The sequence below is a fragment of the Modestobacter sp. SYSU DS0511 genome (assembly GCF_054050755.1).
Map to the genome: position 1 here is coordinate 46,843 of NZ_JBJGZY010000010.1, position 23,689 is coordinate 70,531.

At 73.5% G+C, this 23,689-nt stretch carries 21 protein-coding genes and 2 pseudogenes; 3 read left to right on the forward strand and 20 right to left on the reverse strand.

Going from position 1 to position 23,689, the window contains the following annotated elements; translation table 11 throughout:
- Nucleotide 1 precedes the first annotated feature (1 nt).
- The 6 genes from ACI783_RS07070 to ACI783_RS07095 all read right to left on the reverse strand — a co-directional run bounded on the left by ACI783_RS07070 (nucleotide 2) and on the right by ACI783_RS07095 (nucleotide 6,046).
- The gene (locus tag ACI783_RS07070; RefSeq protein WP_457139782.1) at nucleotides 2–946 is read right to left on the reverse strand and encodes an ABC transporter permease; all 945 of its coding nucleotides are present in this window, start codon (nucleotides 944–946) and stop codon (nucleotides 2–4) included.
- Nucleotides 947–1,208: 262 nt separating this feature from the next.
- The gene (locus ACI783_RS07075) at nucleotides 1,209–2,765 is read right to left on the reverse strand and encodes an ABC transporter substrate-binding protein (protein ID WP_457082241.1); all 1,557 of its coding nucleotides are present in this window, start codon (nucleotides 2,763–2,765) and stop codon (nucleotides 1,209–1,211) included.
- A gap of 182 nt (nucleotides 2,766–2,947) precedes the next feature.
- Nucleotides 2,948–4,582 carry a sulfatase family protein gene (locus ACI783_RS07080; protein ID WP_457082243.1) on the reverse strand — a complete coding sequence of 545 codons (1,635 nt, stop codon included), beginning with the start codon at nucleotides 4,580–4,582 and terminating at the stop codon, nucleotides 2,948–2,950.
- A 114-nt stretch (nucleotides 4,583–4,696) separates the two neighbouring features.
- Nucleotides 4,697–5,041 (reverse strand): DUF202 domain-containing protein, encoded by a 345-nt coding sequence (locus tag ACI783_RS07085; RefSeq protein ID WP_457082245.1) that lies wholly within the window; start codon nucleotides 5,039–5,041, stop codon nucleotides 4,697–4,699.
- Nucleotides 5,038–5,427 (reverse strand): YidH family protein, encoded by a 390-nt coding sequence (locus tag ACI783_RS07090; RefSeq protein ID WP_457082247.1) that lies wholly within the window; start codon nucleotides 5,425–5,427, stop codon nucleotides 5,038–5,040. Before ACI783_RS07090 ends, ACI783_RS07085 begins: the two co-directional genes overlap by 4 nt.
- Nucleotides 5,420–6,046, reverse strand: coding sequence for a TetR/AcrR family transcriptional regulator (locus tag ACI783_RS07095; RefSeq protein ID WP_457082249.1), 627 nt, complete (start codon nucleotides 6,044–6,046; stop codon nucleotides 5,420–5,422). Before ACI783_RS07095 ends, ACI783_RS07090 begins: the two co-directional genes overlap by 8 nt.
- Before the next feature lie 279 nt (nucleotides 6,047–6,325).
- Here ACI783_RS07095 and ACI783_RS07100 point away from each other — a divergent pair, with 279 nt between their 5' ends.
- Nucleotides 6,326–8,794: a glycoside hydrolase family 3 protein gene (locus tag ACI783_RS07100; RefSeq protein WP_457139783.1), complete on the forward strand. Its 2,469-nt coding sequence runs from the start codon at nucleotides 6,326–6,328 to the stop codon at nucleotides 8,792–8,794.
- A gap of 36 nt (nucleotides 8,795–8,830) precedes the next feature.
- Here the strand turns inward: ACI783_RS07100 and ppsA are convergent, their stop codons facing one another.
- Together ppsA and ACI783_RS07110 are read right to left on the reverse strand one after the other, a co-directional pair.
- Nucleotides 8,831–11,245 (reverse strand): phosphoenolpyruvate synthase, encoded by a 2,415-nt coding sequence (gene ppsA, locus ACI783_RS07105; protein WP_457082253.1) that lies wholly within the window; start codon nucleotides 11,243–11,245, stop codon nucleotides 8,831–8,833.
- Complete coding sequence (locus ACI783_RS07110; RefSeq protein ID WP_457082255.1) at nucleotides 11,245–12,138, reverse strand: pyruvate, water dikinase regulatory protein; 894 nt, start codon at nucleotides 12,136–12,138, stop codon at nucleotides 11,245–11,247. The genes ppsA and ACI783_RS07110 overlap by 1 nt, the downstream gene beginning before the upstream one ends.
- Nucleotides 12,139–12,719: 581 nt before the next feature.
- Here ACI783_RS07110 and ACI783_RS07115 point away from each other — a divergent pair.
- Nucleotides 12,720–12,938 (forward strand): helix-turn-helix domain-containing protein, encoded by a 219-nt coding sequence (locus ACI783_RS07115; protein WP_457139784.1) that lies wholly within the window; start codon nucleotides 12,720–12,722, stop codon nucleotides 12,936–12,938.
- Between the two features lie 562 nt (nucleotides 12,939–13,500).
- Here the strand turns inward: ACI783_RS07115 and ACI783_RS07120 are convergent.
- The 9 genes and pseudogenes from ACI783_RS07120 to ACI783_RS07160 all read right to left on the reverse strand — a co-directional run.
- Nucleotides 13,501–14,175: a vWA domain-containing protein gene (locus tag ACI783_RS07120; protein ID WP_457139785.1), complete on the reverse strand. Its 675-nt coding sequence runs from the start codon at nucleotides 14,173–14,175 to the stop codon at nucleotides 13,501–13,503.
- Between the two features lie 318 nt (nucleotides 14,176–14,493).
- Nucleotides 14,494–15,528 (reverse strand): AAA family ATPase, encoded by a 1,035-nt coding sequence (locus ACI783_RS07125; protein ID WP_457082261.1) that lies wholly within the window; start codon nucleotides 15,526–15,528, stop codon nucleotides 14,494–14,496.
- A 14-nt stretch (nucleotides 15,529–15,542) separates the two neighbouring features.
- Nucleotides 15,543–16,379: a mycofactocin-coupled SDR family oxidoreductase gene (locus ACI783_RS07130; protein ID WP_457082263.1), complete on the reverse strand. Its 837-nt coding sequence runs from the start codon at nucleotides 16,377–16,379 to the stop codon at nucleotides 15,543–15,545.
- Nucleotides 16,376–17,212, reverse strand: a complete 837-nt coding sequence (locus ACI783_RS07135) for a mycofactocin-coupled SDR family oxidoreductase (protein ID WP_457082265.1) — start codon at nucleotides 17,210–17,212, stop codon at nucleotides 16,376–16,378. Before ACI783_RS07135 ends, ACI783_RS07130 begins: the two co-directional genes overlap by 4 nt.
- A gap of 318 nt (nucleotides 17,213–17,530) precedes the next feature.
- Nucleotides 17,531–18,118, reverse strand: coding sequence for an acyl-CoA-like ligand-binding transcription factor (locus ACI783_RS07140; RefSeq protein ID WP_457139786.1), 588 nt, complete (start codon nucleotides 18,116–18,118; stop codon nucleotides 17,531–17,533).
- Nucleotides 18,119–18,189: 71 nt separating this feature from the next.
- A complete protein-coding gene (locus ACI783_RS07145; RefSeq protein ID WP_457082379.1) occupies nucleotides 18,190–18,531 on the reverse strand; it encodes a hypothetical protein in 342 nt (113 codons plus the stop codon).
- Nucleotides 18,532–18,566: 35 nt separating this feature from the next.
- Nucleotides 18,567–18,860, reverse strand: a pseudogene (locus ACI783_RS07150) (MerR family transcriptional regulator); the annotation flags it as partial.
- Nucleotides 18,860–18,994, reverse strand: a complete 135-nt coding sequence (locus ACI783_RS07155; protein ID WP_457082381.1) for a hypothetical protein — start codon at nucleotides 18,992–18,994, stop codon at nucleotides 18,860–18,862. The pseudogene ACI783_RS07150 and the gene ACI783_RS07155, both read right to left, overlap by 1 nt.
- 52 nt (nucleotides 18,995–19,046) lie before the next feature.
- Nucleotides 19,047–19,460 (reverse strand): annotated as a pseudogene (locus tag ACI783_RS07160) (ATP-binding cassette domain-containing protein); the annotation flags it as partial.
- A 26-nt stretch (nucleotides 19,461–19,486) separates the two neighbouring features.
- On the opposite strand from ACI783_RS07160, the gene arr reads away from it, so the two are divergent.
- The gene (arr, locus tag ACI783_RS07165) at nucleotides 19,487–19,948 is read left to right on the forward strand and encodes an NAD(+)--rifampin ADP-ribosyltransferase (protein WP_457139787.1); all 462 of its coding nucleotides are present in this window, start codon (nucleotides 19,487–19,489) and stop codon (nucleotides 19,946–19,948) included.
- Nucleotides 19,949–19,976: 28 nt separating this feature from the next.
- Here the strand turns inward: arr and ACI783_RS07170 are convergent, their stop codons facing one another.
- From ACI783_RS07170 to ACI783_RS07180, 3 genes are all read right to left on the reverse strand, one after another.
- Nucleotides 19,977–21,248, reverse strand: a complete 1,272-nt coding sequence (locus ACI783_RS07170; RefSeq protein WP_457139788.1) for an ABC transporter permease — start codon at nucleotides 21,246–21,248, stop codon at nucleotides 19,977–19,979.
- 80 nt (nucleotides 21,249–21,328) lie between these two features.
- The gene (locus ACI783_RS07175; RefSeq protein ID WP_457139789.1) at nucleotides 21,329–22,057 is read right to left on the reverse strand and encodes an ABC transporter ATP-binding protein; all 729 of its coding nucleotides are present in this window, start codon (nucleotides 22,055–22,057) and stop codon (nucleotides 21,329–21,331) included.
- Nucleotides 22,054–23,688 carry a hypothetical protein gene (locus ACI783_RS07180; RefSeq protein WP_457139790.1) on the reverse strand — a complete coding sequence of 545 codons (1,635 nt, stop codon included), beginning with the start codon at nucleotides 23,686–23,688 and terminating at the stop codon, nucleotides 22,054–22,056. Before ACI783_RS07180 ends, ACI783_RS07175 begins: the two co-directional genes overlap by 4 nt.
- Between the last annotated feature and the right edge of the window lies 1 nt (nucleotide 23,689).

Genomic DNA, 23,689 nt, shown 5'->3' on the forward strand with positions numbered 1-23,689 from the left:
ATCAGCCCAATCGGACTCGGGGGTCGAGAGCGGCCAGCACGATCTCGGTGAGGAGCTGGCCGGCGACGGCGATGAAGACCGCGAAGACGATGAGCACCTGGACGACGGTGTAGTCGGCGGTCTGCGCCCCGGAGACCGCCAGTTGGCCCAGTCCGTTGCGGGCGAAGATCGCCTCGATCACCACCGCCCCGGCGAGCAGGTCACCGAACCGGATGCCGATCGCCACCACCGCGGGGCCGAGGCTGTTGCGCAGCACGTGCCGCAGGCTGATCCGCCGCGGCGGCACGCCCTTGCTCACCGCCAGGTCGATGAACTCCTCCTGGCGGATCGCCAGCATCCGGGTCTGCACCAGCCGGGCCACCCCCGCCGACATCGGCAGGGCCAGGGCCAGCGCAGGGAGCACCAGGTACTGGATCCCGATGCCCGGGTCCTCCAGCAGCGAGACCTCACCGCTGGTGGGGAGCAGCCGGAAGGCGACGCCGAACAGCAGGATGAACAGCAGGCCGACCAGGAACGGCGGGGCGGCCAGCAGGCCGGTGTTGGTCCCCTCCACCAGCACCCGCGCCCACCGGGCACGGGCGGAACCGGCCAGCACCCCCAACCCGATGCCGAACACGATCAGGAACAGGCCCGACAGCAGGGCCAGCTCCAGCGTGCTGGCCAGCCGGTCGCCGATCAGCTCGGCCACCGGCCGGTTGAAGCGCAGGGACTCCCCCAGGTCACCGGTGAGGACACCGCCGATCCAGTCGAAGTACTGGCTGACCAGCGGGCGGTCCAACCCCAGCTCGGTACGGATCGCCGCGATGGTCTCCGCCGACGCGTCCGGGCCGGCGACGACCGCGGCGGGGTCGCCGGGCACCAGTCGTGGCAGGAGGAAGGCGATCACACTGGTGGCGACCAGCACCAGCGCGACCGACGGGATCCTCCTGATCAGGAAGCGGATCACGTCAGCAGACCCGACCCACGTCGGACCGACGGACGGCGGCGGTGCCCTGCGACGTCGGCTGCACGACGGCCGGCACGTCCCCTCGGCCACCTGGGGCCGGATGGCTCCGTCCGCCACCTGGACTGGTGGCGGCTGCGGGCTTGCTCACGAATGCACTCCTCATCGGGATCGGAAGACGTCCGGACCGCAGAGCGGTGGTCCTGGCCGGGTGCGCGCTGCCGGTGGCCACCGACGCAGGCGCCCACCCGGCCAGGACGGTCGCTCACTCGGTGAAGCAGGTCCTCGTCGGGATCCAGCCACCGATCGCCACGTCCACGTCCTGGACGTCGGCGGTCTGCACCGCGACACCCGACTGCGACACCAGCGGGTGCAGGAACGCCTGGTCGTTCATGTACTCGGTCAGCTCGCGCACCGCCTCGACGCTCTGCTCCTCGCTGCTGGCCTGGATGACCGCCTGGGCCAGCTCCTCGTACTCGGGGGTGCTGAACTGCCGGTGCGCCCCCTCCAGGCGGAGGTCGGCGTTGGTCTGCAGGAGGAAGGCCGGCGAACCGTTGATGCCGCGCAGCGACAGGTACGTGCCACCCGAGCCACTGGACAGGCGCTGCTGGTAGTCCGGCGGCGCCAGCGCGTTCAGCGTCGGGTTGAGGCCCACCTCGGTGAGGTTGTTGGCGATGATCTCGTACTCGGCCGCGAGGACCGGGATGTTGATGGTGGTGATGGGCACCTCCATGCCGGCGGCGCCGGCCTCCTCGATCATCTGCCGGGCGCGGTCCGGGTCGTACTCGTAGGCGTTGGCGAGGTCCTCGGGGTAGCTGGCCGAGCCCGGTGCCCAGTAGAGGCCGTCGGTCGAACCGAGACCGCCGAACACCTGCTCGTTGATCCGCTCACGGTCGATGGCGTATCCGATGGCCTGCCGGACGGTCTGGTCCTCGATGCCGTCCAGGACGATCGGGTACGTGCCGTAGACGGTGTCGAACAGCTCGAACTGGTCGTTGCCCTCGGTGATCGAGAGGGCGTCCTGCACGGTGAGCCCGTAGGAGATCTGCGTGCGGCCGGAGCGTGCGGCCGAGACCTGGGCGGTCGAGTCGGGGATGATCGTGATCTCGATGCGGTCCAGGTACGGCCCCTCGTCACCCCAGTAGTCGGCGAAGGGTGTCAGCGCCATGTCGGCGCCGGGCGTGTAGCTGTCCACCTGGTACGGACCCGTGCCGACGACCTGCGAGCCGTCGGCCAGGCCGTCGTAGGTCTCGGAGTCGACGATGGGGGTCAGCGCCAGCGTGCTGGCCAGGGTGTCGGTCAGCGGCGTGGTCGAGGTGATGGTGACCTCGTGCTCGCCGGTGGCCTCGACGGTCCAGTTCGCGAGGATCGACTTCACGTCGGAGACGGTCGCCGGCTCCATCGCCTTCTGGACGGTGAAGACCACGTCGTCGGCGGTGAACGGCCGGCCGGTGTGGAAGGTGACCCCTTCGCGCAGCTGGAGGACCGCCGACAGGCCGTCCTCGCTGATCTCCCAGTCGGTGGCCAGCGCCGGCGTGGGGTTGTCCAGGTCCGTGGTGTCCACGTTGATGAGCGGCTCGAAGACGCCGCGGACCCAGAGCAGGTTGGTCGCGCTCTGGGAGAGCACACGGCTGATCTCCGGGGGCGTGTTGGCGGCGGCGACGAGAGTGCCGCCCTGCTGGCAGGTGGCTTCCCCGTCGCCCGAGGCGGCCGCGTCGTCGGCCTGCTCGACCGCGGACTGGCAGCCGGCGGCCAGCAACGACGTCAGAGCCAGGGCGGCGACCCCGGTCCGGCGTGGACGGGTGCTGGTGGACTTGCGCATGGACAGACTCCTCACTGAGTTCTGGGCCCGGGTGTCGAGCGACGACTCCCCGGATGGCGCAGCGGGCACGGGTCCGACGTGACGGGAACCACGTGACGCAGCTAACTTACCGAGCATTCGGTAAGGGGCAAGAGGTCATCGACTTCTCACGCCGATGTCACCGAACCGTTATCTGAGGCGCGTCAGGTCGCCGGGACGGCGACGTCCTCGCTCGGCGCATGACCGAGCCGCCATGCGCGGACCCAGACCTCCGTACCGGCTGGCAGGTCCACCGGTCCGCTGTAGAGCCGCCAGTACCGGTTGTCCTGCTCCGGTGAGCCGATGGCGGCGGCGAGGAAGGCCGGCGGCGCCGGCTCGGTCGCAGGGTCGGTGGTCCACCCGATGGACGCACCGGGCGTGGCACAACTGACCTCGAGCCGCCCGTCGCGCACCACGACGTCCGGCGCCGCCGTGGGTCGCAGCTGCCCACCCGGGCGCCACTGCTCGATCAGCTCGTCCTCGGGTACCTGACCCAGGTCGCCGTACTCCTCGATCCAGCCGTCCAGTGCTGCCCGGAGCCGGTCGAGCACCTCCCGGTGCGCCGGGTCGCCGGCCAGGTTCACCGTCTCGTGCGGGTCCTCCTGCAGGTCGTACAGCTCCTCGGCGGGCTTGCTGGCCGCCACCACCGACCGCTGCAGCGGGGTGAGCACGTCGGGCACCTGCCCCGTGGCCAGCCGGTTGCCCTCCAGCGAGTGCAGCCGGCGGAACTCCGCCCAGGTGGCGAGGTGGTCGGGGTACTCGCAGTGCTGCATGCCGGAGCGGTCGGGGTGCAGGTTTCGGATGTAGCGGTACCGCGCGTCCCGGACGGTGCGGCAGGTGTCCTCCTGCACGTCCATCCGGTCGCGCCCGCCGAAGGCGTACTCGTTCTGGGTCAGGAAGGCGCCGGTCCGGTCGAGGAACGGCTTGGCCTGCATGTGCTCGGGCACCGGGATGCCGCAGACCTCCAGCATGGTGGGCGCCAGGTCCATCAGCTGGATCAGCTCGGTACGCCGCTGACCCGGAGCCAGGACACCTGGCCAGCGCACGATCAGCGGCTCGCGCAGCCCGCTCTCGTAGGACCAGCGCTTCCCCCGGGGCATGCCCAGCCCGTGCTCGCTCCAGAACACCACGACGGTGTTCTCCGCGAGCCCGTCCTCCTCCAGTTGGTCGAGGAAGTCCCCGGCCCACTGGTCCATCTCGGTGATCAGATCGGCGTAGCGCGCCCATGCCTGCCGGAACACCGGGGTGTCCGGGTGGTAAGGCGGCAGCGGCGCCTCGGCCGGGTCGTGCCGGTCCTCGGGCCGCACCCGGCTGGTCCGCGCCGCGAACGCGTCGTCGTCCAGGTAGATCTGCGACTCGTGGGTGATCATGCCCTGGAAGGTGGCGAAGAACGGGGTGTCGTCGGTCGGCCGGTTCCGCCAGTGCGCCGTCGTGCTGCACTCGTCGAACGCCGTGCCCGGCGTCTGCACCTGGAAGTCGGTGAACCAGTTGTTCGTCGTGTAGTAGCCGGCCGCCCGGAAGTACTCGGTGAACAGCTTCACCTCGGGCGGGGGCACCGCCTTGCTGCGCATGTGCATCGTGCCGATCGAGGTCGGGTGGCACCCGGTGTAGATGGCCGACCGGGACGGCGCGCACACCGGGGCGCTGGCGAACACGTTGTCGTAGACCACACCCTCGGCGGCCAGCCGGTCCAGCCGGGGTGTGACCGCGTACTCAGCACCCGGGTACACGCCCCGGTAGCAGCCCAGGTGGGGGTTGATGTCATGGGTGCTGATCCACAGCACGTTCGGTCGCTGCACTGCGATCGCCTCTTCCTCGTCGGGGCCGCGGACCGCCGGGCTCGAGAGCCGGCAGACGTGACGCAGGCAACTTACCGACCATTCGGTAAGGCGCCAAGGGGGCGCCCGGACCGGTCAGCGGAAGAGGACGAAGCCCAGCGCGAGCGCACCGACCAGCAGCCCCGAGCAGGCGAGCGCGGCGATCGGGACGCCGGCCTGGCGGACGCCGGTGAGGTCACCCCGGGTGGTCAGCGATTCGTGCACGACCCGGTAGCGGCGGCGCGCGGCCAGGGCGACGAGGACGGCCTGGACCAGCCCGACCGCCGCGACCACCAGCGCGAGGACGCCGAACACCGGCACGGCGAGCCGGCCGGCGCCGACGGCGCCGACCGCCATGGCCAGCGCGGTGCGCCGCCAGGCGAGCGCCGTGCGCTCGGCCTGGAGGCCGGCGTCGAACACCCGGCCCGAGGCCCGGGTCACCGGAGGACGAGCCCGATCAGCACGAGCAGTCCCGCCACGGTGACGCCCACCGCGGTGAGCAGCCCCAGTCGCGGGGACGGCAGCGGCCTCGACTGCCGCAGCGCCCGCTCGGTCGCCACCCAGCCGAACCACGCCTGCACGGGCGCGAGCAGGCCGAGGACGATGAACACCAGCGCGCTGGCCAGCCGGACGCCCTCGGCGATGGGGAGGTCGAGCGCCTCCAGCGCCACCCCGGCCGCCAGCAGTGCCAGCGAGGTGCGAATCCAGGCCAGGAAGGTGCGCTCGTTGGCCAGGCTGAACCGGGGGTCCGGTTCTGCCCCCGTCCCGTAGACCCGCCGGGGGAACCGGCGGTCGGCGCGCTGGCCGACCCTGGCCCCCTCAGCCATCAGACCGCTCCCCCTCGCGCCCTGCACCGTCGGCCACCAACCGCCGGAGGAACTGCTCGAGGAGAGCGCACATGTCGACCGGTGGCTGCATGAGCCACTGCAGCTGCAGACCGTCCATCAACGCGATCATCTCGGATGCGAGGTCTTCGGGGACCAACGTCGCCGGGAGCCGCCCCTTCTCCTGGTCGAGCTCGATCCGGCGGGCGACGGCGCGCCGGATGCGCTGGTACCTGCCCTGGAAGTACTCGTGGGCGGGGTGCGCCGGGTCCAGGCTCTCGGCCGCCGTCACGGTGTACAACCGCACGAGCTCGGGCTGGTCGGCGTTGCGGGCACAGAGCGCCGTCAGCCAGTCCACGACGCTGGGGTCCGCGTCCCGGAAGTACTCGTCCAGGTAGCGGGTCTGCACCTCGTCGCGCTCCTCGAGCACGGCCAGGATGAGGGCCTGCTTGTTCGGGTAGTGGTGCAGCAGCCCTGGCTGGGACACGCCGACTCGGGTGGCGACGTCGGCCAGGCTGGTGCCGTGGAAACCGGTCTCGGCGAAGGCCTGGGCCGCCGCGGCCAGGATCTGCTGCCGGCGCTGCGTCCGCGGCAGGCGCAGCCCCTCGATGCGTTCAGCCACCACTGCAGGACCCCTTGCCGCCGACGGACTGATGTGCGGGCACTGAGCCCCCGTGCCGGGATCATGCCATGCGGCACGTCACTTACCGACTGGTTGGTAGGTGACGTCACCCGCTGGACCGAGCCACGTCGGCGGGTTCGGAGCGGGACGCCGGAGGTGGTGCACACGCGCCCTTACCGAGCGCTCGGTAGGTGCCCTAGAGTGGGCCAGGTCACGCACCTCCGCCTCCTCACCGTCCGGGTCGCCGCCCGCGCGAGCAGCCCCGACCGAACGGATCCCATGACGAACACGCCGGTACGTCCCGACACGAGCGTCACCGATGCCCTCGCCGCGCTCACGCTCGAGGAGAAGGTCCAGCTGCTCACCGGCCGCGACTTCTGGACCACCTGGCCGATCGAGCGGATCGGGCTGCGCCGCATCCTGGTCTCCGACGGCCCCTCCGGCGTCCGCGGCGAACTCTGGGACGAGCGTGACCCGTCGCTGAACCTGCCCTCGGCCACCGCACTGGCCTCGTCGTGGGACCCCGACGTCGCCCGCCGTTTCGGCGCCGCCGCCGCGGTGGAGGCCCGGCGCAAGGGCGTCGACGTCGTGCTCGGCCCCACCATCAACCTGCACCGCTCCCCGCTCGGCGGGCGACACTTCGAGGCCTTCAGCGAGGACCCGGTGCTCACCGGCGAGCTCGCCGCCGCCTATGTCACCGGCGTGCAGGACAACGGCGTCGGGGCGACGCCGAAGCACTACGTGGCCAACGACTTCGAGACCGAGCGCTTCACCGCCGACGTCCGGGCCGACGAGCGCACCCTGCGGGAGGTGTACCTGCTGGCGTTCGAGAAGGCCGTCACCGAGGCCCGCGCGTGGGCGGTGATGAGCGCCTACAACTCCGTCAACGGCGCCACGGTCACCGAGAACGAGCTGCTGGAGACCCCGCTGAACAGCGAGTGGGGGTTCGACGGCGTCGTGATCAGCGACTGGACCGCGGTCCGCAGCCTCCAGTCGGCGAAGGCCTCCCAGGACCTCGTGATGCCCGGTCCGGACGGCCCGTGGGGCGACGCGCTGGTCGCCGCGGTGCGCGACGGGGAGATCGACGAGGCCGTCGTCGACCGCAAGGTGCTGCGCCTGCTCACCCTGGCCCAGCGGGTCGGGGCGCTGGCCGGCTGGCCGACGGTCGAGCCGGTCTGGGTGGAGGACGGGGTCGCGTTCGCCCGCGAGGCTGCCGCCGAGGGCACCGTGCTGCTGGAGAACCGCAGCGCCGACGGGCGCCCGACCCTCCCCTGGGACGCCGCCGCGCTGCGCTCGGTCGCGGTCATCGGCAACAACGCGGCGGCCGCGCGCACCCAGGGCGGCGGGAGCGCGACCGTCGTCCCCGAGACGACCGTCTCCCCGCTGGACGGGCTCCGCGCGGCCCTCCCGGGCGTCGACGTCAGCTACTCGGTCGGCGCGGTCGTGCAGAGCGGGGTGGCCGAGCTGCCGCTGTCCCAGCTGACCAACCCGGTCAGCGGTGCACCGGGGCTGCGCGCCCGGTTCCTGGCCGCGGACGGCAGCGAGCTGTTCGGCGAGGACCGCCGGGCGAGCGACCTGGTGTACTTCGGCGGCGACGCCCCCATCGAGGCCGCCGCCTCCTACGAGCTGAGCACCCGCTGGACCCCGGCCGAGTCGGGCACGGTGCGGCTCGGGTGCGCCCTGGTGGGGCACGCGCAGCTCCACGTCGACGGCGAGCTGCTGGTCGACGAGACCCTCACCCCGGTCGGCACCGACCTCGGCGCGGCGTTCCTGAGCCCGCCGACCGCCTCCGCCGAGGTGCGCCTGACCGCCGGCACGCCGCTCGACGTCCGGCTGGTCCTCGACCTGAGCGAGCGGACCGGCTTCAACGCACGGGCGCTGTCGCTGCGGCTGGGCACCGAGCCCGCCGACGCCGACCCCGACGCCCTGATCGCCGAGGCGGCCCGGGCGGCAGCGGCCGCCGACGTCGCCCTGGTGGTCGTCGGCACCAACTCGGTGGTGGAGTCCGAGGGCTACGACCGGGAGTCCCTGGCCCTGCCCGGGCGGCAGGACGACCTGGTCCGCGCCGTCGCCGCCGCCAACCCGCGCACCGTCGTGCTGGTGAACGCCGGGGCGCCGGTGCTCATGCCGTGGCGGGAGGACGTCGCCGGCCTGCTGATCGGCTGGTTCGGGGGTCAGGAGTTCGGCAACGCGGTCGCCGACGTCCTGCTCGGGGTCACCGAGCCGGGCGGCCGGCTGCCCACCACCTGGCCCGCGGCCGAGGCCGACGTGCCGGTGCTCGACTGCACGCCCGTCGACGGCGTCGTCGAGTACGCCGAGGGCATCCACATCGGCTACCGGGCCTGGCTCCGGTCCGGCACGGAGCCGGCGTACTGGTTCGGCAGCGGACGGGGCTACACCACCCTGGAACTGACCGGCGTCGACTGCCCCGCCGAGGCCCGGGCGGGCGAGAGCGTCACCGTGACCGTCGAGGTCGCCAACCGCGGGGAACGCGAGGGCAAGGAGGTCGTGCAGGTCTACGCCGAGCGGCCGGACTCCGCCGTCGACCGTCCGGTGCGGTGGCTGATCGGTTCGGCCGCGGTGCACGTCCCGGCCGGGCAGACCGCGCGCGCCCACGTCGCCGTGCCCACCCGGTACCTGGCCCACTGGGCCGGCGGCTGGCAGTACGAGCCGGGCGACTACCGGCTGCGGATCGGCACCTCGGTCGCGACCCTGCCGCAGGAACGGACGCTGCGGCTGCTGGCCTGAGCAGCGGGCACGACCTGACGGCGCCGGACTGCCCCGTCAGGTCGTGCCCGACGTCCTGCCCGACGTCCTGCCCGACGTCTTCGCCAGGTGCAGCCAGGTGTCGACGACGGTGTCCGGGTTCAGCGACATCGACTCGATCCGCTGCGCCACCAGCCACTCGGCCAGGTCGGGGTGGTCGCTGGGGCCCTGACCGCAGATGCCGACGTACTTCCCGCGCTCCAGGCAGGCCTTGATCGCCATCTCCAGGGCGGCGAGCACCGCCGGGTCGCGTTCGTCGAAGCCGCCGGCGACCAGGCCGGAGTCGCGGTCCAGGCCGAGCACCAGCTGGGTCATGTCGTTGGAGCCGATCGAGAAGCCGTCGACGTGCTCCAGGAACTCGCCGGCCAGCAGGGCGTTGGACGGCAGCTCGCACATCATCACCACAGAGAGGTCGTTCTCCCCGCGGCGCAGCCCGTGCTCGCCGAGCAGGCGCACCACGCCCTCGATCTCCGCGACGGTCCGGACGAACGGGATCATGATCTTGACGTTGGTCAGGCCCATCGCGTCCCGGACGAACCGCAGCGCCTCGCACTCCATGGCGAAGCACTCGGCGAAGTCGGCCGACAGGTACCGCGAGGCACCGCGGTACCCGATCATCGGGTTCTCCTCGTGCGGCTCGTAGCGCTCCCCGCCGAGGAGGTTGGCGTACTCGTTGGACTTGAAGTCGCTCATCCGCACGATCACCGGCTCGGGGGCGAACGCCGCGGCGATCATGGCCACCCCCTCGGCGACGCGCTGGACGAAGAAGTCCCGGGCCGAGGGGTAGGCGGCGATCCGCTCCTCGATCTGCGCCCGCAGCGGGGCGTCGAGGGTCTCCAGCTCCAGCAGCGCGCGGGGGTGGATGCCGATCTGCCGGTTGATGATGAACTCCAGCCGGGCCAGCCCGACGCCGGCGTTCGGCAGCCGGGAGAACGCGAACGCCTGCTCCGGCGTGCCGACGTTCATCATGATCTTGGTGGGGATCTCCGGCATGGCGTCCAGCTCGGTCTCCGCCACCTCGAAGCCCACCTCCCCGGCGTAGACCAGGCCGGTGTCGCCCTCGGCGCAGGACACGGTGACCGGGTCGCCGTCGCGCAGCGCACGGGTCGCGGTGCCGGTGCCCACGACGGCGGGGATGCCCAGCTCGCGGGCGATGATCGCCGCGTGGCAGGTCCGCCCGCCGCGGTTGGTCACGATCGCCGAGGCTCGCTTCATGATCGGTTCCCAGTCCGGGTCGGTCATGTCGGCGACCAGCACGTCGCCGGCGGCGAAGGAGTCCATCTCGTCGATGTCGCTGAGCACCCGCACGGCACCGGCGCCGATCTTCTGCCCGATCGCCCGCCCCTCGACCAGGACGTCCCCGGTGCCGGTGAGCCGGTAGCGCGCGGAGGTGTTCCCGGAGCGGGACTGCACGGTCTCCGGCCGGGCCTGGAGGATCATCAGCCGGCCGGTGCGACCGTCCTTGCCCCACTCGATGTCCATCGGCCGGCCGTAGTGCTCCTCGATCCTGAGCGCCTGGCGGGCCAGCTCGGTGACCTCGTCGTCGGTGAGGGACAGCAGCCGCCGGTCGGCGGGGTCGACGTCGACGAACTCCGTCGTCCGGCCGACCTCGGCGTGCTGGGTGTAGACCATCTTCGTGGCCTTCTCCCCCACACCTCGCTTGAGGACCGCGGGGCGCCCGGCCCGCAGCGCGGGCTTGTAGACGTAGAACTCGTCGGGGTTGACCGCCCCCTGCACCACGCCCTCCCCCAGCCCGTAGGCCGAGGTGACGAACACGGCGTCCCGGAAGCCGGACTCGGTGTCCATCGTGAACATCACGCCGGAGGCACCGAGGTCCGACCGCACCATCCGCTGCACACCGGCCGACAGCGACACCGCCTCGTGGTCGAAGCCGTGGTGCACCCGGTAGGCGATCGCCCGGTCGTTGTAGAGGGATGCGTACACCTCCCGCACGGCCTGCAGCACGGCTTCGACGCCGCGGACGTTGAGGAACGTCTCCTGCTGGCCGGCGAAGGAGGCATCGGGCAGGTCCTCGGCCGTGGCGCTGGACCGGACCGCGAACGATGCCTCCGCGTCGTCCCCGGCCAACTGGTCGTACGCCGCCCGGATGTCGGCCTCGAGCGCCGGCGGGAACGGCTGCTCCACCACCGCGCGGCGGATCTCCTTCCCGGCCGCGGCCAGCGCCCGGACGTCGTCGGTGTCCAGCGTGCGCAGCTGCTCGGCGATCCGGGCGGCCAGCCCGGTGTCGCCGAGGAAGCGCTGGTACGCCGCGGCGGTGGTGGCGAACCCGTCGGGGACGCTGACCCCGGCGTCGGCGAGGTGGGAGATCATCTCGCCCAGCGAGGCGTTCTTCCCGCCCACCACCTCCAGGTCGCCCAGCCCCAGCTCGGCGAACCAGCGCACGTTGTCCTCGGTACGGATCTCGCTGCTCATCAGGTGGCCCCTCTTCGTCGAAGGTCGCGGTTCGTGGCCCGGCCGGCGGCGCGCCGCTGTCGGGCCAGGGTCTGGATCACCACGGCGGCGATCTCCTCGACGGAGGCCGCCGAGGTGTCCACCGTGGGCAGGGAGTGCGTCTCGTAGATCGCCGTCGCCCGGCGGAGCTCGAAGCGGCACTGCTCCTCCGAGGCGTACCGCGAGTCCGGGCGACGTTCCTGCCGGACCCGGCTCAGCCGGGAGACCGTGGTGGTCAGCCCGAAGCAGCGGTCGCGCAGGTCGCGGACGGGGCGGGGCAGGTCGGTGGTCTCCAGGTCCTCGTCGACCAGCGGGTAGTTGGCCACGAACAGGCCGTGCTGCAGCGCCAGGTACATCGCGGTCGGGGTCTTGCCGCAGCGGGAGGGCGCCAGCAGGACGACGTCGGCCCGGTCCAGTCCGCGCGGGCTCAGGCCGTCGTCGTGCTCGATGGCGAACTCGATCGCCGCCATCCGGTCGTTGTAGCGCCGGACGTCGCCGACCCCGTGCAGCCGCCGGGCCTCGCGCAGCCCGCGGGCGCCCAGCTGCTCCTCCACCCGGGCCATGTGCATGCCGAAGAAGTCGATGATCGGGGCCCGGGTCTTCAGCAGCTCCTCGCGCACCTCGTCGAGCGCCGCGGTGGTGAACACCAGCGGCGCCACCGGGCCGGCCATCGCCTCGTCGAGCTGGGCGACCACCTCGCGGGCCATCTCCACGGTGGAGATGAACGGGATCAGGGTGCGCTCGAAGTGCACGTCGGGGAACTGGATGAGCAGCGCGTTGCCCATCGTCTCGGCGCTGATCCCGGTGCTGTCGGACAGGAAGAACACCGGGACGACGGCGTCCGGGTCACGGTCGGCCGGGAGCGGACCGGTCACCGGGCACCCCGGCGGGAACCACCGGCAGCACGGCGGGAGCCACCGGCAGCACGGCGGCAGCCACCGGCAGCACCGCGGCAGCCACCGGCGGCACGACCGTGGCGACCCGGGGGTCCGAGCATCACGTGGGCACCTCTGTTCTTCCGCGCCGTTGCAGAGAAGAGCGAGCTCGCCGTGAGCATCACACGCCGGCCGGGACCGCGGCGTCCCTGCTCCGCTCCCCGGAAGACCGGCCCCTGCGGGCCCCCGCAGGCGCACGGTCAACAAGTGACGAACGGGAACGGTTCGTCTCGTTGCGGATCTCACCCCCAGAACGGCGGGCGATCACCTACTGTCGGTCCCAGCGCGGACGCACAGCGTGGTCACAACGACCAGCACCGCGGTCCGTACCCGCCACCGAGAGGAACCCCGTGACCCTGCCCCAGCGCTCCCCCGCTCCGGCACTCCCCCGGCCGACCGCCCACGCCGCGCACCGCCCCACCCAGCTCCCCCACGGGCGGCCCGTGGTCCCGGGCCCCCGGACGGCGATGCGCCCCGCGCCGGTGCAGCCGCAGGCCCAGCGACCGTCGGCCCCGGGACACGTGACCCAGCGACCGGCGGCCGAGCGGCCCGCTCCCCGCCCGGTGGCCGCGTTCCTGACCGTGGCCGAGGTGGCGGCGATCATGCGCGTCTCGAAGATGACCGTGTACCGCCTCGTGCACGGCGGCGAGCTGGCCGCGGTGCGCGTCGGCCGGTCCTTCCGGGTTCCCGAGCAGGCAGTGCGCAGCTACCTGGCCGACGCCCGGACCGACCTGGACTGAGCCACCGGGCACCTCGGGCGGCAGCCGCCACGGGTCACCACCCCGACCGCTCCGGCGCTGATCCCCGCCCGCCCAGCACCGCCAGGGCGGCGGCACGGACAGCACGCTCCTCGCCGCGGCAGCAGGGCGTCGGCGTGGGCCGGACCTGCGACCTGTAGTGGCAGCGAGTGGTCCGGGGCGCGGGAGGTGGAGAGGTGTCAGCTCCCAGCGGTGCCCTGGCGGGCCCGGCGGCCGGCTGCTGCCACGTGGACCGCGCCGGGTACGACGTCTGCCGGCCGGAGGTCGGCGACCCGGCCAGGCCCACCCGGCCGCTGCTGGACTTCGGCGCGCGGTGTACGAGCTGCCGAAGCAGGGCGACCGGACGCCCTAGCTGACGTCGACGGACCACCGCACCGACGTCGCGCTGCTGCGCAACGACGACGTGACCGACCCCGAACTGCACGTCCCGCGTGCCGCGGCCGGGACGGCGACCGGTTCGTCGACCTCCCGGTACGCCTCCTCCCGAGCGCCCGCCCCCGCATCGCAGCCCGGCGGCAGCCGCGGTGGCGCGGGCGGGGTGGGCTCAGCCGGCGAAGACGGCGCTCAGGGCGGCGGCGGCGTCGCGGTGGTCGCGCACCAGGCTGATCCGGCCGCGCCCGGCCCGGGCCAGGTCTCGGCCCAGCTCCACGTCCACCTCCCCGGAGGTGTCCAGCAGGACGTCCAGCCGGGGCAGCCGGGCGGCGGTGAGCCGCGGGTCCGGCCCGGCGTTGTGCACGCAGTCGGACAGCAACAGCACGCGGGCGTCCCGCGGTGGCACCCCGGCCAGCTGCCGCGCCGCCGTCTCCAACGCGAAGGTCACGTTGGTCAGCCCCTGGGTCGGCACGCGCAGCAGCAGGTCCAGGACCTCGAGCGGCGCCACCTGCTCCTCCATCCGCACCAGCACTGCGGCATCGGACCAGAACGCCACCACCGCGAGCCGGTCCCGGGCCAGCTCCCCGGCCAGCGCACCGACCATCGCCGCGGCGGTGCGCACCCGCTCCCCCTTCATCGACCCCGAGACGTCGACCACCAGCACGACCGAGCGGCGCTGCCTGACCCGCTCCCGGACGACAATGTCGGTGCCCTCCGGGTACGGGTTGCCGGCGATCGCCTCCAGGGTCCGTTCCAGGTCCAGCTCGTCCGAGCCGCCGCTCCAGGCCGTGCTCGTCAGCTCCCCGACGCCGCGGCGCGGACGACGGTCCCGCGGTGGCCTGGGCACCGAGAGCCGCCGGGCGATCTCCCGGGCGCGGGCGCGAGTGCGCTGGTCGACCGAGGTCTCGGTGGCCAGGTCGGCGAGCGGAATCAGGTCGGCCGGTTCGTCCGTCGTACCCGGGGCCGTGCCGCCCCGCCGAGATGGTCCGGTCCGGGTCCGCCGGCGGTCGCCGGAGGACAGCGCCAGCCCGCCGCCGCCCCGGGCCGGCTCGTAGAGCGCGGGCTGCTCGGTCAGCTTCTTGGGCCTCCGGCGCAGCGGCCGCGCGCCGCGAGCAGCGCCGGACCGGGTGCGCCGGGTGATCGGTGAGTCGGCCTCGACGGCTCTTCAACCAGGCTCGGCGGCCGCCGGCTGCAGCAGGAAGTGGTCCGCCCAGATCTCCTGCAGCACCGCCTCCGGCGTCGTCTCGACGGTCTCGTCGAGGAAGATCCGCCCGGACAGTGCCAGCAGGAGGGCGTCCAGGACGACGGCCGTGTACTCCTCCGGCAGCCCGCGTGGCGGCGCCACCGAGGGCTCGTCGGGCAGCGCCACCTCCCGCACCGCGGCGAGCTGGGCGGCGACGAGCGCGGTGTCGATGGCCCCCCGCACGCTGCTGCCCTGCCGGACGTCGTCCCGCTCCCGGGTCGCCCTGGTGAGCGCCACGGCGTCGGCGACCAGCCGGGGGGACTCGACGCCGGTGCGGCGCCCGACGATGCCACGCTCGGCGTCGGCGTCCTGGTAGCCGATCGCCAGCCGGCACAGCCGGTCGTGCACGGAGGTCGACAGCCGGGTGGTGCCGACGTTGTCGTAGGGGTTCATCGAGGCGATCACCCGGAAGCTCGGGGCCGCGTCCACGGTGCCCACCCGGGGGACCGCGATCCGCCGCTCGGCCATCGCGGTGAGCAGCGTGTTGAGCGTGTCCTCCGGCGCACGGTTGAACTCCTCCACGTACAGGAAGCCGCCCGTGCGCATCGCCTCGACCAGCGGCCCGGGGACGAAGTTGTCCGGTGAGTAGTCCTCACGGAGCACCCGGGCCGGGTCGTGGTGCCCGACCAGCCGGGTGGGCGTCAGGTCCGCATTGCCCTCGACGAACACCAGGGGGATGCCCCACTCGGCGGTGATCGACCGCAGCAGCGTGGACTTCGACGTCCCCGGCGGCCCCTCCAGCAGGACGTCCCGGCCGGCGGCGACCGCGGCCAGCAGCAGGTCCAGTTCCCGGTCCCGGCCCACCAGGTGGCGGGCCACCCGGCTGCGGACGGCCCGGACCGAGGTGCCGTCGTCGCCGGTGACCCGGCTGCCGGTGACCACGGGGTCGCTGTGCTGGTGCGTGTGCAGGGCGTGCTCCTCGCTCCGCCGCGGTGGGGACGGCGACCGCGCGGCCACCGTCCCCACCCCGGTCACTTGACGGTGTAGCCGGCGTCGACCGGGAGGGTCACGCCGGTGATGTACCGCGCCTCGTCGGAGACGAGGAACAAGATCGCGTTGGAGATGTCGACCGGTTCCACCCAGGGAACGGGCAGCGCGTTGGTCGAGGCGAAGATCGGCTCGGCCTTCTCCCGGCTGGGTGCCGGGTCGTCGGGCGCGAACAGCCCCCACGTCTTCTGGTTCTGGATCATCACCGTGTCCACCCCGGTGGGGTGGACCGTGTTGACCCGGATGGAGTGCTGCGCGAACTCGTTGGCCAGGGTCCGCATGATCCCCACGACACCGTGCTTGGCCGCGGTGTAGTGGATCGTGTTCGGCGTCCCCTTCAGCCCGGCCGTCGAGCTGGTCAGCACGATCGCCCCGCCCCGCCCGCCCTCGATCAGGTGCGGCAGGGCCACCTTGCAGGTGTTCCACACGCCGGTGAGGTTGACGTCGATCATCTCCCGCCAGGCGTCATCGGTGAGCTCCAGCGCCGGCTGGATCTCGAACACCCCGGCGTTGCCCAGAACGATGTCCAGCCGGCCGAGCTGGGCCACCCCGTCGTCGACCGCCGCCTTCAGCGCCGCCGTGTCCCGGACATCGGCCTTGGTGGCGACGATCCGCCGGTCCAGCGCCTCCACCTGGCGCACGGTCTCGGCCAGGTCCCCCTCGGTGGCCGGCGGGTACATCCGGATCGACTCCACGGGGCCGGCGATGTCGACCGCGATGATGTCCGCGCCCTCCTGGGCCAGCCGTACGGCGTGACTGCGGCCCTGGCTGCGCGCTGCCCCGGTGATGAAGGCGACCTTGCCCTCGACCCGCCCGCTCACTTGATGACCGCCCCGGCGTCGACCGGCAGCTGCACCCCGGTGACGTAGCGCCCCTCGTCGCTGACGAGGAAGAGGATCGCGTTGCTGATGTCCACGGGCTCGACCCACTCCACCGGCAGCGCGTTCATCGTCCTGAACGACTCGGCCGCCTCGTCCCGGGTCACCTCGGTCTTCGGCTTGTCCGGCCGGAACAGCCCGTAGGTCTCCGGATTGTGGATCATGTCCGTGTTCACGGACGTCGGGTGCACCGAGTTGACCCGGATCATGTCCGGGGCCAGCTCGTTGGCCAGCGTCTTCATCATCCCGACCACACCGTGCTTGGCAGCCACGTAGTGCGCCAGGTTGGCCAGCCCCTTGATGCCGGCCGTGGAGCTGGTGAGCACGATCGCCCCGCCCCGGCCACCGGCGCGGATGTGCGGGACCGCGGCCCGCACAGTCTTGAAGACGCCGGTCAGGTTCACCCCGATCATCTCGTCCCACATGTCGTCGGTCAGCTCCTCGACCGGCGCGAAGCTGGCGATGCCGGCGTTGGCCAGCACGATGTCGAGCCGGCCGAGCTGCGCCACCCCCTCGTCGACGGCGGCCGCCAGCGCGGCGGTGTCGCGCACGTCGGCCTTCGTCGTGACGATCCGGCGGTCCAGCGCCTCGACCTGGCGCACGGTCTCGGCCATGTCGTCCTCGGTGGCCTGTGGATAGCCGACCGAGGCCATGTCCTGCAGGTGGTCGACGGCGATGATGTCGGCGCCCTCCTGCGCCAGCCGGACGGCGTGGCTGCGGCCTTGACCGCGCGCTGCGCCGGTGATGAACGCGACCTTCCCTTCGAGCTTTCCCATTCGTCCTTCTCCTCTGACGTCGTCGTCGGCGGATCCGGTCTCTCGCCTGGCGGCGGGGGATCGATCCCCGGCACCCCGCTCGGGCGCCGAGTTCAGGGGTGCGGTCGTCGTCCGACCGCCGCACGTCCGGCCCAGCCGTGCTCCGGGGCGCGTCGTCGCCGGGGTCCCCGCGGCGGGTCGGTCGCGTCGAGCACGGTGCCTCCAGGTGAGCTGGGTCACGGACGAGACGGCGACGACGGTAGTGGCACTGGGTGCCGAAAGGCAATGCGTGACGGGACGAGGTGCTCGTCCGACCAGGCGCGGACCGGATCCGCGCCGTCAGCGGCTGGTCGGTTCCGCGGGCAGCAGCAGGCGCAGCATGCCGAGGAGCGCGTCGGCGAGCTCGGTCTCCGGGCGGGCGGTCCAGTGCGCGTGCGCCGCGACGGTCGCGGCCACCACCGCGTGCCCCAGGGCCTCCGCGTAATAGGGGTCCTCGCACGGGCGCGTCCGGGCGAACTCGGTCACCGCCCGACACCACTGGGACAGCACCACCGCGGTGTGCGCGGCGAGCGCGGGGACGCCGAGGATCAGCTGGGCGCGCTGCAGCGCCCACTCCCGGTCCTGCGGTGGGTGCTCCAGCGCCGCCAGGACGGCGCGGGTCACCACGGCCGGGCAGGGCTCGGCGGGGTCCGCGGCGGCGAGCCCCTGCTGGAGCCGGGCCAGCTCGGCCGGGGACTCGACGAAGAGCACGTCGGCCTTGCTCTCGAAGTAGCGGAAGAAGGTGCGCCGGCCGATCCCGGCAGCACGCGCGATGTCGTCGATGCTCGTGTCCTCGAACCCGACCTCGACGAACAACCGCTGGGCGACGGCAGCCAGCTCGCGCGGCGTGGTGACAGCGGGGCGCCCGGTTGCTCCCGACGATCGCATCACTCGCTCCCCCACGGCCACAGTCTGCCCCGCCGGCCGGCCGGTCACCGCTGACGTGCGGCGCGCCCGGGTCAGCCTCCCGGGCCGGCGCGGCGGATGTTGGTCCAGCCGGTCCAGCCGCGCTGCTCCAACAGCCGGAACAGCCGGCGCAGCGTCGGGTGGTCGATCTGCGCGTGCTTGACCGCCATCATGCCCGGCACCTGCTCGGGCATCCGGGCCGCGATCAGGATCCAGCTGTCGCGCTCGATCTGTTCCAGCCGCTCCGGGAAGCCGAGCTCGCGCATCCGGTCGAGATAGGCGACCGCCACCGGTGGCAGCACCAGGCTCTCCCCGGCCGCGAGCTGCGCGATCCGTGCCCGGTGCCGTTGGCGGTCGCGGATCTCGGCGCGCAGCCGGCGGTCGACGTCGGCCACTGCCGCCGCGAACTCCCCTCCCCCGCAGCGAGCAGCTCACGGACCCGTCTCAGCGGCACGCCCGCCTCGGCGAGGGTGCAGATCCGGATGAGCTCGACGACGGCTGCGGCGTCGTAGCGCCGGTACCCGGAGGAGTCGCGTTCGGGCTCGGGCAGCAGCCCGGTGGCGTGGTGGTGCCGCACCGCGCGCACCGTCACGCCGGCGTAGGACGCGAGCTGGCTGATGGTCAGCACGGTGCCGCCGCCTCCCCTCGTCGTCGTGCTCAGCCGATCTTCCGGCGGTAGGTGCGCATCGCGAGCACGTAGGCCACAAGGAGCAGGCCGACGCATCAGGCGAGGGCGGTCCAGCCGTCGTCGCCGACCGGTTGCTCGGCGAACAGCCCCCGCAGGGTGTTCACGATCGGGGTGACCAGCTTGTGCTCGGCGAACCAGCGCACCGGGCCGGGCGTGCCCGACGTCGGCAAGAACGCCGAGGAGATGAACGGCAGGAAGACCAGCGGGTAGGTGGGCGACGAGCACGAGGTCCTCCCGGCCGGTGAGGATGTCGTCGACGGCGGCGAACTGCCCGGTGAGGCTGATCGACGCCCGCACCTGCGCGGGCTGGGTCGCGACGTCGAACCCGTTGACGGCGACCGTTCCGCCGTCGGCCCGCAGCAGCGTGGAGAGGATCCGCACGGTCGTGGTCTTGCCTGCGCCGTTGGAGCCGAGGAGGGCGGGGACGGTGCCCGCGGGGATGCTCAGGTCGACGCCCCGGAGCACCGTGGAGTCGCCGTAGTTCTTGGTGAGCCCGGCGATCTCGATGGCTGGTGTCGTGGTCATGGCAGCAGCGTCGCGCCCTGACCCTGCGTCAAGGTCGAGCGCCGAGGACCGGGACGGCCACGGCACCGGCGTGCGAGGCTCGGAGCTCCTGCGGCGGGCGCCGGAGGACATCGACCGGACGTGCGGAGGAGCCGGCCATGGGCGAGAGCAGCGGCGGCCACGAGCCGGTGACCTACGACCACTGCGGGCACGTCGTCGGCCCGTTCTTCCACGGGACGAAGGCGGCCCTGGCGGTGGGCGACGAGCTGGTCCCCGGCCGCGGGTCGAACTTCCACGCCGGCCGGGTGTCGAACCACGTCTACTTCACCGCGCTCGTGGACACGGCCGTCTGGGGGGCCGAGCTGGCCGCCGCCCTCGCCGGGAGCGGCGAGCGCGGGCGCGTCTACGCCGTCGAGCCGCTGGGCCCGTTCGAGGACGACCCGAACGTGACCGACAAGCGGTTCCCGGGCAACCCGACGCAGTCCTACCGCACCCGCCACCCCCTGCGCGTCCTCCGCGAGGTGGACGACTGGCAGGGGCACGACCCGGAGGTGCTGCAGCGGATGCTCGAGCACCTGGCGCAGCTGCGGGCGGAGGGCCAGGACATGATCGAGGACTGAGCGCCACCGGGGGCGACCCGGGGTGCGGTCAGGTGCCTCCGCGCAGGGCGTCGACCGGCTCGATGGCTGCTGCGCGACGGGCAGGGAGGCCGCCGGCGACCAGCCCGAGGACGGCCCCGAGCAGGGCGCCGCCGACGGCGATCCAGGGGTCGATGACCGGGGTCCAGTCCCGGACGACGGAGATGCCGATGACGGCGAAGACGCCGAGCGAGGCCCCGATGAGACCGCCCAGCAGGCCGATGACCACGGACTCGGCGACGAACTGGCCAGCGATCTGCCGCCGGGTGGCGCCGATGGCGCGGCGGAGCCCGATCTCGCCGACGCGCTCCATCACCGACAGCATCGTCACGTTGGCGATCCCGACCCCGCCGGCGAGCAGCACGATGACCGAGAGGATGACGAAGACGCCGTTCACGTCGGCCTGCACGTCCTGCCCCAGGTCGGAGCGACCGCGGGGGGCGTTGACCTCGAGGCTCTCTGGGTCGTCGGGGGCCAGGGCGAGCGCGGCCTGGGTGCGCAGCTGCGGTCCGGCGCCGATCGCGATGCGGGCCTGCGCGTCGCCGGGGGCGCGCAGGCCGAAGTCGGCCCGCGCCGTGCCGGTGGGCAGCAGCACCGCGTTGAGCAGCTCGGCGCGGACGTCGGTCGAGTCGACGATCCCCAGGACGGCGTAGGCGATGCCGTCGATGAAGATCGAGGGCTGGGTGTCGACCCGCTGGACGCCCAGCCGGTCCGCCGCCCGGGCGCCGAGCACCACCACCCGGTCGGCGCGGGCGTCGTGGCCGGCGTCGAGGAACCGGCCGGTGGCCAGGTGCCCACCGACGGTGTCCAGCAGCTCGGCGGAGGCCGCGTAGACCGGTGGTGCCGCCGTGGGCGGTTGCGACGGGTCGTTCACCGGCACCGCCGCGATGACCGCGCGGGGCAACGGCACCTCCGCCAGCAGCGCCGCCGCCTCGATGCCGGCCAGCCGTTCCAGGCGGGGAACGGCGTCCCAGGGCAGGGCGCCGGTGGCGACGGTCGCGCCGCCGCGGGTGTCCGCGGTGGCCGGGGTGACGACGAGCTGGGTGGCGGCGGTCCGGTCGAACTGCCGGGCGATCTGGCCGGCAGCGGTCTGGGCGAAGCCGATGGTGGCGATCAGCGCGGCGATGCCCAGCACGGTGCCGACGATCGTCGTCACCAGGCGCCCGGGACGGGAGCCGATGTCGGCGGTCGCCTCGCCGAGGAGGTCGGAGAAGCGGAACCGGTCGGCCGGGTCGACCGGCCGTACGCCCGGCGTCGGAACCGCGCTCCGGGACCGGCGCAACTGAGTCGGAACGCGCAGCCGGGACCGGCGCCGCGACCATCGCCGTCCGCGGGTGCCGGACGGCGGCGTCCCCCCGTCGGTCATCCGACCTCGCTCACGCGGCCGTCGGCGAGCCGGATGCGCCGCTCGGCGCGCCGGGCGACGGCTCCGTCGTGGGTGATGACGACGAGGGTGAGCCCGTCGGCGTGCAGCTCCTCGAAGAGCACCATGATCTCCGCGGACGTCGCCTGGTCCAGGTTGCCGGTCGGTTCGTCGGCCAGCAGCACGCGCGGCCGGGAGGCCACCGCGCGGGCCACGGCCACCCGCTGGCGCTCGCCGCCGGAGAGGGTGCCGGGCAGGAAGCCGACCCGGTGGTTCAGCCCCACCCGGTCCAGCGCCTCGCGGGCCCGCGGTTCCCGCTCGGCGCGGGGGGTGCCGTTGTAGAGCATGGGGAGCAGCACGTTCTCCAGCACGGTGCGCCGCGACATGAGGTGGAAGGCCTGGAAGACGAAGCCGAGCTGGCGGGCACGGACGGCAGCTCGTTCGTCGTCCGCGAGCGCGCTGGTCAGCACCCCGCCCAGGCGGTACTCCCCCACGGTGGGCCGGTCCAGCAGGCCGAGGATGTTGAGCATCGTGGACTTGCCCGAACCACTGGGCCCGATGATCGAGACGTACTCGCCGTCGGCGACGGAGACGCTGACGCCCTTGAGCGCCTGCACCTCCGGCGGCCCGGGGAAGGACCGGGTGACGTCGCGCAGCTCGATGGCCGGGACCCGAGCCGTCCCCGAGGTGACGGCCGCGAGCGGTTCGGTGGGCGGCGCCGCCGTCATCGGCCGACCACCACCAGGTCGCCCTCGCCGAGGTCGTCGTCCACGGGCCGGACCTCGACCGCGCCGTCGGCGGCCAGGCCGGTCTCCACCACCACCAGGCGGGTCTCGGCCCGGTCGCCGTCGCGCGGGTCGCCGTCGACCACCTGGACCCGGGACTCCCCGCCCGGCCCCGCGGTCAGCGCCGCCAGCGGCACCGAGAGGACCTCGCCCTCCGTGGCGCCGACCGGGATGCCGACCCGCACGTTGGCGCCCTGCAGCTGCGTGACCTGCTCGGGGGTGAGCGGATCCGGTTCCAGCCGCACGGTCCAGCGCGCGTCGTCGCCCTCCCCCGGAACGACCTCGGCGATCGACGCGGCGTGCTCTCCACCGTCGGGCAGCTCGAAGGTGGCCGGCATCCCGGCGGTGAGCAGCCGGGCGTCCGCGGCGGCCACCGTCCCGGACAGCGCCAGCGTCGCCCCCGAGACGGTCATGGCCGGGCCGTCGAGCACCGACCCGCGCCGGGCCGCCACGGCGTCGACCCGCCGGGGCAGCCCGGTGAGGTACAGGACCTCGCCGGCCGGCAGCGACGGCAGCACGGCCTCCCGGGCCCCGGTGAGGTCGCCGCGGGCCTGGGCGAGCTGTTCCTGCGCGGCGCCCAGCTGGGCGCGCTCCGGGTCGGTGTCCGGGGCCGCGTCCAGCTCCCGGCGCCGCAGCTGGGCCAGGGCGAGGGTGTCGCGCAGGTCGCCGACGACCACGGCGTCGTCCGGGCTGGTGGCCAAGGCGGCGTCCAGGGCCCGCTGGGCGCTGGCGACGGCGTTGTCGGCCTCCCGCATCTCGACGGCCGAGGGCCCACCCCGGGCGCGGGCGAGGTCACCCTCGGCGGCGGCCACCGCCTGCTCCGCGGCCCGGACGGCCTCCTGCGCGGCGCGCACCCCGTCGGCGGCGCCCTCCTCGGCGGCCGGCGCCGGGTACCCGGCCTGGGCGTACATCGCCGTCACGGCGGAGGCGGCGGTCTGGTCGAACACGTCGTCGGCGGGGTCGCCGGCGTCGATGCCGACCGCGCGCATGGCCTCCTTGAACTGGACCACGTCGGGCCCCGACACCCCGACGCGCAGCGCCCGGTAGGCCGGCAGCTCGCCGGGCAGCACGACGACCGGGCGGCCGGCGACCTCCAGGGCGACACCCAGCGGGCCCAGCTCCGAACCGACCTCCGGCACCTGACCGGTGACCACCGCCGGCCCGGAGATGGCGGAGGTGTCCAGGGTGACCTCGAGGGAGTCGGCGTACGCGACCTCGCCCCGGATGGTCACGTCGTTGCTCAGCGCCCCGAAGGCGACCGGCACGGTGACCAGCCCGGGGTCGGGCGCCTGCGCCCCCGCAGGGTCGGGTGCGACCACGAACCGGCCGACCACCAGCCCGGCGACCAGGGCCACCACCGCCACCGCGGCGGTGAGCCACAGCGGGCGGTTGCGCTGGAGGTACGCCGGCCAGGCCAGGCGTCGCCAGCGGGGTCCGCCGGCCGCGGCCGGTTCCGCTGCGCCCACCTCGTCCGGCGCCCCGTCGTCCCGGCCCCCGTCGTCCCAGCCGATGACGTCCGTACTGCCGACGTCGCCGCTGCCGACGTGCTGGCCCGCGGGCTTCCGTGCGACCACG

Excerpts from the sequence above, each read along its gene's own strand:
- ACI783_RS07075 (WP_457082241.1), bottom strand. The coding sequence starts at position 2,765 with ATGCGCAAGTCCACCAGCACCCGTCCACGCCGGACCGGGGTCGCCGCC.
- ACI783_RS07090 (WP_457082247.1), bottom strand. The coding sequence starts at position 5,427 with ATGGCTGAGGGGGCCAGGGTCGGCCAGCGCGCCGACCGCCGGTTCCCC.
- ACI783_RS07100 (WP_457139783.1), top strand. The coding sequence starts at position 6,326 with ATGACGAACACGCCGGTACGTCCCGACACGAGCGTCACCGATGCCCTC.
- ppsA (WP_457082253.1), bottom strand. The coding sequence starts at position 11,245 with ATGAGCAGCGAGATCCGTACCGAGGACAACGTGCGCTGGTTCGCCGAG.
- ACI783_RS07135 (WP_457082265.1), bottom strand. The coding sequence starts at position 17,212 with ATGGGAAAGCTCGAAGGGAAGGTCGCGTTCATCACCGGCGCAGCGCGC.
- ACI783_RS07140 (WP_457139786.1), bottom strand. The coding sequence starts at position 18,118 with ATGCGATCGTCGGGAGCAACCGGGCGCCCCGCTGTCACCACGCCGCGC.
- arr (WP_457139787.1), top strand. The coding sequence starts at position 19,487 with ATGGGCGAGAGCAGCGGCGGCCACGAGCCGGTGACCTACGACCACTGC.
- ACI783_RS07175 (WP_457139789.1), bottom strand. The coding sequence starts at position 22,057 with ATGACGGCGGCGCCGCCCACCGAACCGCTCGCGGCCGTCACCTCGGGG.